Raw genomic sequence first — 14,254 nt, forward strand, 5'->3', positions numbered from 1 at the left:
TGAGGTCCTGAACAGAGTCATTGATTTTTTTAAGATGTTATTTTCCAGCATGAGTTTGATAGTAGTTTATCACATCAATTTTGAATTCGGCCGTGAAATTTCTTTTAGTCCCTTTTCTTTTAAGTGAGTCCGCACCGCTTAAACGTTACCTTTGAATTCAAAAACTAACTTGTCGTTTGGATATGTTATGTTTCTTCGCAAGATGACGCATGCTGGTTCCTTCTTGAAGGTATTCATCAACAATCTCTGTATTTAATTTTGAGCCGTATTTAACCATATAAAAAAGTGCTCCATAATAGTTAGATTTCTTGTCTAACAATTATGACACACTTCAGAAATTCCACATCTCATGGAAATTTTTATCGTGTTTTTGTTTAGAGTCGGGGCTTATGTCTCAATCTTTTTATTTTATCAAAAAAAGCAGTTAACTATATGTCGATAACGACATAAGGAGGCAATTAAATTATGACAAAAACATTTAAAACTTTAGAAGACTTTTTAGGAACACATTTTATTTACACATACGATAATGGTTGGGAATATGAATGGTATGCAAAGAACGACTATACCGTTGATTACCGAATTCATGGTGGTATGGTCGCTGGACGTTGGGTAACTGATCAAAAGGCAGACATCGTCATGTTGACAGAAGAAATTTATAAGATATCTTGGACTGAACCAACTGGTACTGATGTTGCACTTGATTTCCTACCAAATGAAAATAAGATCCATGGAACTATCTTCTTCCCTAAGTGGGTTGAAGAACATCCAGAAATCACTGTAACTTACCAAAATGAACACATCGATTTGATGGAAGAGTCTCGTGAGAAGTATGAAACTTATCCTAAGTTGGTCGTACCTGAATTTGCTAATATCACTTACATGGGCGATGCTGGTCAAAACAACGAAGATGTTATCAGTGAAGCGCCTTACAAGGGGATGCCTGATGATATCCGTGCTGGTAAATATTTTGGCGAAAACTATCAACGAGCAAATAAGTAACATGCTAAAATGGTATACGAAAACGTATATCATTTTTTATTTAGAGAAAAAATGCCGAAGAAACGGATATTACCATATGTCTTACTAGGATTGATCAATAATAAAGGAAACCTGTCTGGTTATCAAATCAGTCAGGAGTTTAAAAATGAAGTTGGGGATTTTTGGCATGCGTCGCACAGTCAGATCTATCCTGAATTAGCTCGTATGAAAGATGATGGCTGGTTAGAAGATACTGATGATGGGAAATCAACTTACTACATGGTGACGACGAAAGGTTTGGAGATTTTGCGTCAATGGTTAAAGGAACCTTTGTAAGATAATGAAGAACTATTCTCGTTAAAACTCTACTTTATTCGTGACCAACGTGATCAATTGTTAAGAAGACAGTTATTGACTGAAGAACTGCAGATTAATGAGACTAAGTTAGCCCATCTACAGAAGCGCCAAAAAACGGTCTTCCTTGATGAAAAACAAATTAAAGATAAATATGGACACTATTTAATTTTGACACGCGCAATTGAACGGGAAGAGAATCATATCCAGTGGTTGAAGGATCGTTTGTAGAAGAATAGGAATTATGATATCCCCATTGCCGATAAAGATACAAACGACTGTTATAAAAATATTTAAGCAGATATATTAATTTCTATTTATAGCAAATATTTGTAAATAAAAACAAAAAGACTAAAGTTATCCATGTAGAAAATATCATGACATTTTCTACATGGATTTTTTAATGAGGAGTGGTTTCAATAATGGAAGAAATTAATGTACTAAAGCAGGAACTTACAAATTTGATGAAGATTTCGTCGTTAATCGTATTGGTTACGGTACGATGCAATTAACTGGCCCTGGCGTCTGGGGACCTTATAAAGACCCTGATCAAGCAGTTGAGGTTATCAAGCGTGCTTTTTATCTAGGGGTTAATTTCATTGATACAGCTGATTCATATGGTCCTTGGAATGCCGACGACTATTTGGCTCAAGCTTTAGCAGAATATAAAGATTCGGACAAAATCTTTATTTCTGATAAAGTTGGTCAAGTTCGGGTAGGTCCAGAAAAGTGGATTCCTGTTGGTGTCCCAGCTTTCTTACGTCAAGAGGTTGAATTATCGTTGCGTAAGTTCAAGCGTGACCACGAAGACTTATTGTTCTTACATCGGATTGATTCTCATTATTCACTAGAGGAACAAGTTGGTGAATTAAAGAAGCTACAAGATGAAGGTAAGATCAAGCATATTGGTATCAGTCAAGTTTCTTTGGAAGAGTTACAGGCGGCTCAAAAGATTGCTAAGATCGACGCGGTGGAAAATATGTACAATGTTGGTAATCACAAAGGTGACGATGCCATCGTTGATTATTGCCAAGCTCAAGGTATTGCCTTTTTGCCTTGGTTCCCACTGAATACTGGTAATTTGGCCAAAGCTGATAGTCCATTAACTGGAATTGCTACTAAATATGGCGTCAGTCCCGCTCAGATTACTTTGGCATGGCTCTTGAAACGTTCTGATAATATCTTGCCAATTCCGGGAACTAGTTCAGTTGAACATTTACAAGATAATATTAGTGCAGCTAATGTTGAATTAACTGATGATGATTTCAAGCAATTATCTGATTTAGAAAAATAAATTTCGATTCGATTCAAGTAGGGATTAAAGTCTTTACTTGAATTTTTTTCTTGAAAAATAGAACATGCGTTCGTATAATAAAATTGTAGACAGATAGGAGGATAGAACGATAGATTATAGCAAAGAACCCCATGGCGTATTCTTTTTGATCGATAATAAATCGTTTTATGCTAGTGTTGAAGCAACTATGTGTGGACTCAATCCTTTAAAAGAACTATTGGTTGTTATGAGTGAAGCTGATAACACGAATGGTGGCTTAATTTTAGCAACCTCCCCGAGAGCAAAAAAGGTTTTCCATCTAAAAGCAAATGTTTCCCGTCAACGAGATCTGCCACAAGATCCCAATTTGATCGTTGTACCGCCACGAATGAATCTCTACATTAAACGTAACTTGCAGATCAACAATATTTTTCGGGAATTTGCGGCTGAATCGGATGTTTGGCCTTACTCAATCGATGAGTCCATTCTTGATATGACTAAGTCTTGGCATTTGTTTGGCAATACTCCAAGAGCCGTGGCTCGCTTGATTCAAAAGACAGTCCGCAAACGTCTGGGTCTTTATACGAATGTCGGTATTGGTGATAATCCAGTTCAAGCTAAGATTGCATTAGATATTTATGCCAAGCACGATCCCGAGTTAATGGGCGAGATTCATTATGAAACTGTCCCAGAGAAAATTTGGACGATTCCCAATATGACTGATGTCTGGAGTATCGCTAAGCGAACGGAGAAACGGCTCAATCGCTTAGGTATCCATAATATTAATGAACTGGCACACACCAATCCTTTTTATTTAAAACAAGAATTAGGTTTGATTGGAGAACAGATTTTTGCGATAGCTTGGGGTATCGACCGCCCGAATTTGTCCGATAAAATCATGCCGAAGAATCACAGTATTGGCAATTGGCAAGTCCTGCCCCGTGATTACTACCAAAAGTCAGAGATTGAGACAGTCATCAAAGAGATGGGGCAACAAGTCGCTTCCAGGTTGCGTCATCATCATAAGCAAGCAGGCTGTCTGTATTTGAGTGTCAGTTATGCTTTTGCGGCTAAAGAAGAGGGCGAACGTGGTGGTTTTAGCGTTGCCGGTAATTTGAATCATACCGACAATGACAATGAGATATCGGAGTTATTGATTCATTTGTTCGAGAGTTATTGGCAAGGGCAGCCGGTCAGAAACTTGGCCGTTTATTCATCTAAATTGGTCGACAAACAGGCACAGCAATTAAACTTTTTTACGCCAGTCGAACAGCAGTGTCAAGATGAGGATAAGTTGTCAGTCATCGATCAGATCAGGGCACGCTATGGCTTTGAATCGATCGTCTACGCCAATAGTCTGCTAAAAGGTGGCACTGCCATTCATCGAGCTACTTTGGTTGGTGGCCACAATGGTGGGAATGCTTATGAATAATGACTTAAAGATCATCCTGTCCCGAATTGACAAGAATTTTCTTAAGAAAAAAGACGTAAAGTATAGTTTACAAGTGGTTAATGACTGCTATGACAGCACTTATAACTTTTTTATCAATATTCAACCACTGGGAAAAAGGCTGCACTCGATTCCGCTCCACACTATTGAAAACTATGATTTGTCAGATTTGGAAAAATTATTAATAAAATTATGGAAAAATATTGCTTTACAATCACGTATGATGGTTTTGTGGGGATGAAATGGCCCCAGAAACAAGAATTAATACAGAAAAGACGGCATAAAGATGAATAGTAAATATAAATATGATTCCGAGACTGTCCAATCGTTTTTTGATAACTACTATCACGATCGCGGCAAAATGAAGTGGCAAGGATTTTACCTCAGTGACCATACCGCTGCTTTAAATCGACAAGCTAAAAAATTGAATCGTCAAAAGCAACTGCGCAAGGAACAGACTGCGGAGCAGATCACTAAGTTCTTGATGCAATCATTTACGTATAACCAAATAATTAAAATACAATTGAATATTTGTGACACTAATAACGAAATTTCTGTTGATCTAACTGGTGAAGTCAGTGGATACAATGAAGATTTATTTTATCTTGATAACGGCGAAACTTTCCGACTAAGGGACGTTAGAAATGTAGAAATAGTAGCTTAGGCGGGGAAACCTGCCTTTTTTGTCGCCAACAAAAATACCTTCCGACTCTAAGTTTTAGAATCAGAAGGTATCATTTAAAAATCATTTTCATCCTCAATAATATGTTCTTTGGTTTGTTTAAAGATCGTAATAATGTGTTGATCACTCAAGCGGTAATGGATGTTTCGACCTCGTCTGGCATTAGAAACGAGATTTAATTGCTTGAGAATGCTTAGTTGATGAGAGATAGAGGATTGACTCATATCAAGTGTATCGGCGATTTCTCCGACGCTCAAAGGTGTTTTTTCCAACGCAAAAATAATTTTTACACGGGTCATATCACCGAATGCTTTGAAGATATTGACCATTGCTTCAAGATCCTCATCATTAGGCAAATTCTGTTTTAGGCTATGCAAAGCCTTTTGATGTTCTACCTCAAAATTTTGTTCTGGCATAATTTGTCCTCTTAATTGAATGTGGTTAGTACTGGTTGAAATTTACTAAGTTTTATTATAGTATAATTAATATATGAATGATTGTTCATATATTCAAATGAGCATGTAAACCTTTTCGAGGAGGATATTCCCATGAAGTCTTACGATGTCCAGTCTGATTATAAATTAAAAAATAAACAAAAGCGTCTTAAAAATGAATTGAGCAAATCAACTAAGTTAACTATTATTCGGTTATTGATTTCTTTTATTTTGTTGCTGGTAGGGTCGAGTTCGATCTTGCCAACACCGATAACTATCGGCTTTTATGTCACGGCCTACTTAGTTATTGGAGCTCGCATCGTTTATAAGGCGCTCAAGAATATTATGCACGGTGAAATTTTTGACGAGAATTTCTTGATGAGTATTGCCACGATTGGGGCCATTATTCTGGGCGAATATCCAGAGGCCATTGCAGTGATGCTCTTTTATGAATTGGGAAATGTCTTTGAAGATATTGCCGTCAACAAGTCCAAGAGATCGATTTCTGCTTTGTTGGAAGTCAAGCCGGCTTTTGCAACTTTGAAGCTTGATGGAACAACAAAAGTGGTCGATCCTAACCAAGTTCAAATCGGTCAGATCATCGTCGTAAAACCAGGTGAAAAGATTCCGCTTGATGGAACAGTCGTTTTGGGCAATTCGTCAGTTGATACTTCAGCATTAACTGGTGAGTCCATGCCTCAAAATATCAAAGTCGGCGATCAAGCCCTCAGTGGTTCGATCAACCAAAATGGAACTTTGCAGATCAAAGTGACAAAACTTTACAATGATTCTACGGTGGCTAAGATTTTGGATTTAGTCCAAAACGCCAATAGCAAGAAAGCCGAAGCTGAAAAGTTCATCACTAAGTTTGCCAAGGTCTATACGCCAATTGTAGTTGGCTTAGCTGGGGCTTTAGCTATCTTGCCACCACTCTTAGTTAACGGTGCTTGGGATGTCTGGGTCTATCGGGCTTTGATTTTCTTAGTAATTTCTTGTCCTTGTGCCTTGGTGATTTCGGTGCCACTGAGTTTCTTCGGTGGAATTGGGGCCGCTTCTAAGCGGGGAATCTTGGTCAAAGGTAGCAACTATTTGGAAGCTTTGAATAAAGTCGACACCGTGGCTTTTGACAAGACAGGTACTTTGACTAAGGGTCAATTTGCGGTAGTGAAAATTATACCCGCTGCAGGTGTCTCTGAAACACAATTGTTGCAAATGGCTGCAAGTGTTGAAAAAAACTCCACACATCCGATTGCCGTTTCGATTTTGCAAGCTTACACTGGAAAGCTCTTATCAATTGAAAAGATGACTGAAAAAGCAGGCCACGGCTTGAGTGCTCAAGTTAACGGTCAACAAGTTATCGTCGGTAATGCCAAGGCTATGCAAGCAGGCAACATTAGTTTTTCTGAAACTAAAGAAGTTGGAACGATCGTTTATGTGGCAGTGGCTGAAAAGTTCTTTGGTGCAATCGTGATTGCCGATAAGCCTAAAGCTGATGCCGCAAAAGCAATTCAACTCTTAAATAATCGTGGTATCAAACAAACGGTCATGTTGACAGGTGACAATCAGACTGTCGGTGAAGCAATTGCTAAAAAGTTACACTTACAGTCAGTTTATACGAACCTATTACCTGAGAACAAAGTTGAAATCGTCAATAAACTCCTCAAGAAATCACATCAAGTCAATAAAAAAGTAGCCTTTGTCGGTGACGGTATCAATGATACGCCGGTTTTAGCTACGGCCGATGTCGGTTTTGCTATGGGTGGTTTGGGTTCAGATGCCGCAGTCGAAGCAGCCGATATCGTGATTATGGGCGATGAACCTTCGAAAGTGGCTCAAGCGATGAAGATAGCTCAAAAGACACGCTTGATCGTGATTCAAAATATTTCCTTTGCACTGATCATCAAAGTATTGTTTCTCTTACTCGGTGCCTTAGGAATAGTCGATATGTGGCAAGCAGTTTTTGCCGATGTCGGAGTAACGATTATTGCAGTTTTAAACGCAGTCAGATTGCAATTTATCAAATTCGATAATTAATGAGTTCAATATTAAACACTATTTTAAAATCCCGCTGATATTTTTTTGAAAATCAGCGGGATTTTTAGATGAACTATTTAGTTGGCAAAACATTGATAATGTAAAGTAAGAGAATAAAGACGAATAATAAAATGTACATGATAGGTGTGATTTCTTTTCTCCGACCGGCAGCCCACATTGTTAGAGGATAAAACAGAATCCCGAAGGCGAATCCGTAAGAAATATTATAGGTCAAAGGCATTCCGACAATAGTTAGAAAAGCTGGCATAGCAATTTCAAATTTACTCCAGTCGATCTGTTTCATCGATTGAGCCATCAAAATACCGACAATGATCAAGACTGGTGCGGTGACGTTGGAAGTTACGATGGTCAAAAGCGGTGAGAAGAACATTGCCACGGCAAACATCACACTGACGACTAGCGATGTTAGACCAGTCCGGCCACCAACAGCGATTCCGGCTGAAGATTCAACATAAGCAGCTGTTGGGGTGGTACCCATGACTGCACCACCCAGCATTGAGATAGAGTCAGCCATCAAAGCACGGCCGATACGAGGCATCTTATTATCTTTCATGAAGCCAGCTTGTTCAGCTAAACCGATTAAGGTTCCGGCAGTATCAAAGAATGCTACTAATAGAAAGACTAAGACGACTGCCCAAAGTTTGGGGTCAGCTAAATCAGGCATGTGGGCGATTCCGACTCCAAAGGTAGGTTTCATACTAGGGATAGTCGAGATGATTTGTTTAGGCAGGGGAATCAACTTGGTAACTAAACCAAGGATCGTAGTTAAGACCATACCGATAAAAATTGAACCGGGCACTTTTTTAGCCATCAACAATCACGTGATGATCAAGCCAAAGATAGTTAGCCAAGTTGTTGGTACGGTCAAAGATCCCATTTCAACTAAGGTTGACTTGCTAGCAGTGACTAAGCCACCACCTTGAAGACCAACAAAGGCGATGAACAGACCGATACCAGCGGCCATGGCTAGTTTCAAATCATGGGGGATAGAATCAATTACTAATTCCCGTAATTTTAAAACGGAGATCAGAAGAAAGAGGATACTGGACATGAAGACTCCAGCCATAGCAGTTTGCCAAGGAATACCCATGGCAAGGACGACGGAATAAGTGAAGAAGGCATTATCACCTAGTCCTGGAGCAATGGCAATTGGATAATTAGCTAGGAGAGCCATCAAAACGGAACCTAAAATTGCTGAAAGAGCAGTAGCGGTGAACACCGCCCCTTTGTCCATCCCGGCGGCACCTAAAACTTGCGGATTGACGAACAAGATGTAAGCCATGGATACGAAGGTTGTCAGACCAGCTAGAACTTCCCGTCTGATAGTCGTATTGGCAGCTTTAAGATGAAATAATTTTTCGATAAAACTGAGATTAGCATCGTTTGGCAAAATATAACCCCCTAAGGTTTTATTGATTACTTATTAAGTATTACAAAAATATCAAATATTTTCAATAAAAACACGATTAAAATATAAAAATTATCAAATAAAGTTCGGAAATTTAGCTATATTCAACTTAGAAAGACTATCGAAATAATCGCTTGAGCCTGCCTTACGAATAATAAAAAGAGACCTTCCACAAGTTATTTTGTGAAAAGCCTCTTTTCAAGGTTCAAAAAAATTTATCTAAAAACATCTTCAGCCGGTTCATCACCACTGGCAAAAGTAAATTCTTTACCAATTGTTGATGGATTTTGAATAATCAGAGCCAAGGCTTTGGCAACATCTACTCTAGGAACAGAATCGACTTCATTTGGTCCTAAAAGCTTAACTTTGCCAGTGCCGTCGTCGTTAGTTAGGTGGCCAGGATGGATGATCGTATAGTCAAGGTTGGTTCCCCGCAAATGATCATCAGCATAATGTTTAGCAATCATGTATGGCTTGATACCAGATGCGTCCCACTTGCTACGGTTGTCGCTAAAGACCGAACTAACCATGATATAGCGCTTGATACCGACAGCTTCAGCCACCATCATCGTCTTGATAGCTCCGTCGAGGTCGATTTCAAGTGTAAGATCATAGCCAGCGCCCCCAGCACCAGCTGAGAAGACAATTACGTCGGCACCTGAAGCAACTATTGAATCTTTGATACTATCAAGCGATGCAGTTAGATCGATGAATTGGGTCTCAATATTATTTGTCTCGTAGGCCTTGATTTGTTCTTGGCTACGCAATCCAGCAACAAAATCAATGTTTCTTGATTGTAATTCTCCAATCAACAAGTGACCCACTTTACCATGGGCACCAATAATAAGAACTTTCATAAATTCAAAACCTCCTTAGTTAACCATACTGTAGCAACAATCGCTTGATAATGCTAGTGTTTTGAATCTCTTTGTGCAGTATATTACACTTAGACTCAAAGGGGATTATGCGTATGAAAATTTTAGGAATACTCGGTTCGCATCAGGAAAACGGGTTGAATGCTCAAATGATCGCTGAAGTATTGAAAAACGTTGATGCAGATGTCGAAACTGAAACGATTTATTTAGAAAATTACGATGTAACACCTCATAAATATCACGAGAAGAACTTGGTTTTGGATGAATTAGCTGAAAAAATGGCCCAAAGTGATGTCTGGGTATTGGCGGCACCGACTTATTTTCGTGAATTTTCAGGTGTAATGAAGAACCTTTTTGACTGTATGCGTCCCAAATTAGTTTACTTTAAAGAAAATGGTGACACGATTCCGGGACAATTTAAGAATAAACACTATCTCAGTATCAGTTCTTGTTATGTTTCTTCATTAGAGAATTTTCTGACGGGAGTGACTGATGAATCATTCAAGACAATTGATCGGGTCATGTCAGCAGCTGGAGTTATTAAAGTTGGTGAGATCGTCTTACCGGGGACTTTTGGGATGAAAGAGATTCCGGATAATAAGAAACAACTTTGTCACAAGTATGCGAAAAAAATTTCAGTCCGTAAGAGAAAGGATGATTCAACTGTGAAACGATATATTCAATTATTCTTCATGATTGCTGTGATGGCGTTAATTACGATGGGAATTCAGATACCCTTTAAGAGTCTGATTGCTGATAATTTCTGGTTGAATTATCTGAGCTTTACGATTATTTTCTTCGTCTTATTGGCTTGCATATTGCACTTTGTAATGTTTGTCAAACATCGGCGTCGATAGTTTTGAAAAATTAATCAAATAAATCTCCTCTGACTCAAAATTAGAATCAGAGGAGATTTGGTTTTACTTGATTAATTCGTTGAGTTGGCCTAGTACACGGTCGTAACTAGGTTCATTAGTTTGAACGGGAACGATTTCTGAATAGATGATTTCACCATTCTTGTCAACCACCCAAACTGAACGAGCTAGGATATTCTTGTCTCTGATCCAAATCTTAGACTTCTTACCAAAGTCATGATCGATATCAGATAACATTTCCATATTTTTGACATTTTCAGCAGCACACCAATCAGTTTGTTCTTCAGGTGTGTTAGTTGAAATAGTTACAAAGTTGATCTCTGAGTGCCCGTCAACTTCTTCATTGAAGTGCTTAGTTTGAATACTGCAGACGCTAGTATTGATGTCAGGAACTACACTGATCAAAAGTGGCTTGTCCAATAGACTGCTAAGCTTGACTTCATTGTTGTCTTTATTCAAAACTGTGAAGTCGGGAAAATTTTCACCAACAGTCAATGGGTCGCCATAAGTTGTAATTGTTTCACCTTTAAAATCTAAATCCATGCAAAATCACCCTTTCTGTTTTAACTAAATTCATTATAGAGTACCCTAAATTAAAAACCTAGAAATTAGACTGAAAGAATTCCAAACGAGGCAAATTATGAATCTTATAGGTAAGAACATTCAAATACGTGGTTTTAAAAATGAAGACTTTGAAGCGTTTTTTGCTTTAGTCAGCGATAAAAGAAATCATGAACTGGCTGGCCTAGAATATACAGATGACCGGACATTTGCTCAGAACCTCTTAGAACTCTATCAACGACGTCAAGGGGCATTTGTAATTGCTTTGAAGAAAACGGATCAGTTGGTTGGTATTATTGAACTAAATAAGCGGGGAGAATCGAACGCTTTGTTGTTGACACGAGAGATTGGCTTTGTAGTGAGCCGAGATTTTCGACGACAAGGTTATGCGAAGGAAGCAGTTCAGTTATTGATCGATTATGGATTTAATGAAATTCATTTGAATGAAATCTGGGCGGCTACAGAGACCAAAAACCTTGCCCCACAAGAATTGTTAGAGTCATTGAACTTCAAATATATTTACGAAGCGGAGCAAACGCTTCCATACACGGGACAACATAACCTCGTGAAATACTACGTTTTAAAGAAATGATTCACTTCTCGTAAGAATTTCTTAATTATATCGAACTTAAAAGTGGGTATACAGATGGTACTATACTAAGCGTAAGGAGAAAACAGACAGAACTTTTGATGAGAGGTCTTTTATATGAAAAGAAGAATGAGAACCAAAAAAAGTCTCAAAGTCAAAAAGCGAGTAGTCGGTTTCTTCGCAATAGCCGTTATATTGTTAGGTGTGATTGGCGGGTTCAGTTTTACACATGTAATTGCCGAATCTAATAGTACGACTGGAGGTGGAGCTGACAGATCGGCACCAGTTGCGGTAGTCGCCAACTCGAGAGATGATGCTTCAGATCTCGGTGGCGGTGGCGCAACGAATACAAATGTTTTGGTTTCAGGTGACAATACTGGCACGAGTACAGGCAGTCAAAATAAAAATACTGACTATGTTCCATCAGTTAATGTCAACAACCTGTCCAGTTACCCACAAACAGGTGACGCCCATGACACTGGTCTGATCATAACGGGCTTTACGATTTTAATTGGTCTATTCGCTTTTTACAGTTATAAGCTCCGCAAAAGCTTGAGATTTTCAATGGCAACAAAATGATTCAATTTAGACAAATAACATTTACAAATTATGGAGTGTACAGCTTGTAAAATTTGTTATTATCTAATTGTAATCAAGAAAGACAAAAACAAAAAAATAATTTTCTATATCAGGGAGGATATATCATGAAATTATCAAGAAACGTTTTAGTAGGTTCATTAGCAACAACAGGTATGGTTCTAGGATTGATTGCTCCATCATTGACAGCACAAGCTGCTACAACATCAGGAAAATTCGTTAATGGTAACTTAGAACAAGTTAAGGATGAAGATGTTGGTGGATTAGGTCAAGAAGGTACAGGATTAGCAATTGCTTATGATGCAGGCGATGGTAAAACAGTTGGTACTGCAACTGCACAATCAAATGCTAACGTTAATGTTGTTAGTGGTATCTTGACACTTGATTCCGTTCCTGACTTTGGATTCGGTACAGCTGCAGCTGGTTCAACTGTTAATTTGAAGAGTAACGAGTATGATGAAAAAGCAGAAGATAGTCAAGGACAAGGACTGCTAACTGTTACAGAATCACGTGAGGCTGCACCTGGTTTTGTGATGACATTGGATGCAACCCCATTGAAGGATGATAGTGGTGCAAACGTTGCCGTAGCAGGTACAAAAGCATTGGAATCATTACCAGCTACTATCAATGCCGATGGATCAGCAGGTCCTAATGTTATCTCATTAGGAGCTGGAAAATATAATACAGGTGCTATCAATGCATCATTCACACCAGACGCTAAGAACGAACACTTGACAGTTGGAGGAACACCTACAGGAGCAGCTAAAGCTTCAAGCAAGTCATACAATTCAACTATTACTTGGACTTTTAAGGCTACACCTTCAACTACACCTGCTGAAGGTTAATAAAAGGTTTTAGATAAAGAATTTATCAATATTTTTAAAGACCACTACTATCGTAGTGGTTTTTATTTTGTAATGAAAATGAATTATATCTTAGTGTTTTCAATCGGGAGAGGATTCAAATGAAGAAAAAATTTTTGAAATTATTATTATGCCTGTTGCTTTTTGGAGGAGCGATAATAGGGGCTAATCAAATAACTAATGTCTCTGCTGCTACATCAGGTGATTACACGTTAAAAGTTGGTGGCGAGAATAATGATAATCTGAATATTAATGGTGGAAATTATTTTATTACTGGTACACCTGGACAGGATATTGAGTTGAAATTACTAGTAATCAATAAGGCCAGTGATACTAGACGATTTATTTTTACCGGAACTACTGGGTATACCAATGATAATGGTGAACTCAGCTATGACAAGGCTAAGGTAACAGATAGTTCTTTAAAGATTCAAACTAAAAATGCAATTACACCCAATAAATCAGTTTTTAAAGTACCAGGTAATACCACTGCCACATTGACTTTTCATGTTAAAGTACCTACAGGATCTTATAAGGGGACTTTAATGGGTGGTGTTACAGTTTCTCCATATAAAGAAAAAGCAAAGGGAACAGTTGGTTCTAGTGGTACGTTAATTAAAAATAAATTTATGTATTCTATTCCGGTTCAAATACATCAAAAAGATGCAGAAAATGTTGAACCTGTTTATTCTATTACAAGAGTTACACCTAAATTGGTAAATAGTTCGAGTGGTAAGTCTCAAGGAGTACTTGCTAACGTTCATAATTCAAAGAATGCTTATACTGGAAGCCTAACTGCAAAAGCTGTCGTTACTAAAAAGGGCGACAAGAGTATCAAAGTCACACAAATTGCAAGTAACCAACAAATTGCCCCAACTTCAAACTATAACTTTAGTATTCCTTGGGGTAAGAAGTCATTGCAAGCGGGTAATTATCATTTGAAACTAACTTATAAAACCGCTGGTGGTTTGAAGAGTTGGATTCTAGAAAAAGACTTTACAATTACAAATAGTGATGCAGCTAAGTACAATAAACTAGCTGGTATCAAACCTAATTATCTATGGTTGTATATCTTATTAGCAATTCTTGCATTGGCAATTATTCTTGGATTGGGTATTTACCTTGGTAAGAGAAATAATAACAATAATAATGGTAACAACAATTCTGGTAATACACCAAGAAGACGTCGTCGTTAAAAAAATAAGCTGTTCCAAGACTTGGGATAGCTTTTTTAGTATCATAAATGGTAGAAAGTGT

At 38.1% G+C, this 14,254-nt stretch carries 15 protein-coding genes and 2 pseudogenes; 13 read left to right on the plus strand and 4 right to left on the minus strand.

Translation table 11 applies throughout. The annotated features are described in order from the left end of the window. Positions 1–465 precede the first annotated feature (465 nt). The 7 genes and pseudogenes from ACG72T_RS03725 to ACG72T_RS03755 all read left to right on the plus strand — a co-directional run bounded on the left by ACG72T_RS03725 (position 466) and on the right by ACG72T_RS03755 (position 4,722). Positions 466–1,002 (plus strand): phenolic acid decarboxylase, encoded by a 537-nt coding sequence (locus tag ACG72T_RS03725; RefSeq protein ID WP_395264689.1) that lies wholly within the window; start codon positions 466–468, stop codon positions 1,000–1,002. 51 nt (positions 1,003–1,053) lie between these two features. Then, positions 1,054–1,317 carry a PadR family transcriptional regulator gene (locus tag ACG72T_RS03730; RefSeq protein WP_395264691.1) on the plus strand — a complete coding sequence of 88 codons (264 nt, stop codon included), beginning with the start codon at positions 1,054–1,056 and terminating at the stop codon, positions 1,315–1,317. A gap of 27 nt (positions 1,318–1,344) precedes the next feature. Then, positions 1,345–1,566, plus strand: a pseudogene (locus ACG72T_RS03735) (PadR family transcriptional regulator); the annotation flags it as partial. 271 nt (positions 1,567–1,837) lie between these two features. After that, positions 1,838–2,629: an aldo/keto reductase gene (locus tag ACG72T_RS03740; protein ID WP_395264693.1), complete on the plus strand. Its 792-nt coding sequence runs from the start codon at positions 1,838–1,840 to the stop codon at positions 2,627–2,629. 109 nt (positions 2,630–2,738) lie between these two features. Next, complete coding sequence (locus ACG72T_RS03745; protein ID WP_395264772.1) at positions 2,739–4,040, plus strand: excinuclease ABC subunit A; 1,302 nt, start codon at positions 2,739–2,741, stop codon at positions 4,038–4,040. Next, positions 4,033–4,299 (plus strand): acetyl-CoA carboxylase, encoded by a 267-nt coding sequence (locus ACG72T_RS03750; RefSeq protein ID WP_395264694.1) that lies wholly within the window; start codon positions 4,033–4,035, stop codon positions 4,297–4,299. Before ACG72T_RS03745 ends, ACG72T_RS03750 begins: the two co-directional genes overlap by 8 nt. 45 nt (positions 4,300–4,344) lie before the next feature. Then, positions 4,345–4,722, plus strand: a complete 378-nt coding sequence (locus ACG72T_RS03755) for a hypothetical protein (protein WP_395264696.1) — start codon at positions 4,345–4,347, stop codon at positions 4,720–4,722. Positions 4,723–4,796: 74 nt separating this feature from the next. On the opposite strand, the gene ACG72T_RS03760 is transcribed toward ACG72T_RS03755, so the two are convergent. After that, positions 4,797–5,156, minus strand: a complete 360-nt coding sequence (locus ACG72T_RS03760) for an ArsR/SmtB family transcription factor (protein ID WP_395264697.1) — start codon at positions 5,154–5,156, stop codon at positions 4,797–4,799. Positions 5,157–5,288: 132 nt separating this feature from the next. Here ACG72T_RS03760 and ACG72T_RS03765 point away from each other — a divergent pair, with 132 nt between their 5' ends. After that, entirely contained in the window at positions 5,289–7,208 is a 1,920-nt protein-coding gene (locus tag ACG72T_RS03765; RefSeq protein WP_395264699.1) for a heavy metal translocating P-type ATPase, read from the plus strand. Positions 7,209–7,281: 73 nt separating this feature from the next. Here ACG72T_RS03765 and ACG72T_RS03770 read toward each other — a convergent pair. Both ACG72T_RS03770 and ACG72T_RS03775 read right to left on the minus strand, forming a co-directional pair. Beyond that, positions 7,282–8,619: pseudogene (locus ACG72T_RS03770) on the minus strand (NCS2 family permease). 233 nt (positions 8,620–8,852) lie between these two features. After that, positions 8,853–9,494, minus strand: a complete 642-nt coding sequence (locus ACG72T_RS03775; protein ID WP_395264701.1) for an SDR family oxidoreductase — start codon at positions 9,492–9,494, stop codon at positions 8,853–8,855. Between the two features lie 113 nt (positions 9,495–9,607). Between ACG72T_RS03775 and ACG72T_RS03780 the strand changes: the two genes are divergently transcribed. Beyond that, positions 9,608–10,369 carry a flavodoxin family protein gene (locus ACG72T_RS03780; protein WP_395264702.1) on the plus strand — a complete coding sequence of 254 codons (762 nt, stop codon included), beginning with the start codon at positions 9,608–9,610 and terminating at the stop codon, positions 10,367–10,369. A 63-nt stretch (positions 10,370–10,432) separates the two neighbouring features. Here the strand turns inward: ACG72T_RS03780 and tpx are convergent, their stop codons facing one another. Next, positions 10,433–10,930, minus strand: coding sequence for a thiol peroxidase (gene tpx, locus ACG72T_RS03785; RefSeq protein ID WP_395264703.1), 498 nt, complete (start codon positions 10,928–10,930; stop codon positions 10,433–10,435). A 97-nt stretch (positions 10,931–11,027) separates the two neighbouring features. On the opposite strand from tpx, the gene ACG72T_RS03790 reads away from it, so the two are divergent. The 4 genes from ACG72T_RS03790 (at position 11,028) to ACG72T_RS03805 (ending at position 14,193) form a co-directional block, all read left to right on the plus strand. Then, positions 11,028–11,540: a GNAT family N-acetyltransferase gene (locus ACG72T_RS03790; RefSeq protein WP_395264705.1), complete on the plus strand. Its 513-nt coding sequence runs from the start codon at positions 11,028–11,030 to the stop codon at positions 11,538–11,540. Positions 11,541–11,654: 114 nt separating this feature from the next. Beyond that, entirely contained in the window at positions 11,655–12,116 is a 462-nt protein-coding gene (locus tag ACG72T_RS03795) for an LPXTG cell wall anchor domain-containing protein (protein WP_395264707.1), read from the plus strand. A gap of 125 nt (positions 12,117–12,241) precedes the next feature. Then, entirely contained in the window at positions 12,242–12,979 is a 738-nt protein-coding gene (locus ACG72T_RS03800; RefSeq protein WP_395264709.1) for a WxL domain-containing protein, read from the plus strand. A 119-nt stretch (positions 12,980–13,098) separates the two neighbouring features. Next, complete coding sequence (locus ACG72T_RS03805) at positions 13,099–14,193, plus strand: WxL protein host-binding domain-containing protein (RefSeq protein ID WP_395264711.1); 1,095 nt, start codon at positions 13,099–13,101, stop codon at positions 14,191–14,193. The last annotated feature ends 61 nt before the right edge of the window (positions 14,194–14,254 follow it).

This window comes from Companilactobacillus sp. FL22-1, from assembly GCF_043951805.1.
In the GTDB taxonomy this organism is placed as follows: Bacteria; Bacillota; Bacilli; order Lactobacillales; family Lactobacillaceae; genus Companilactobacillus.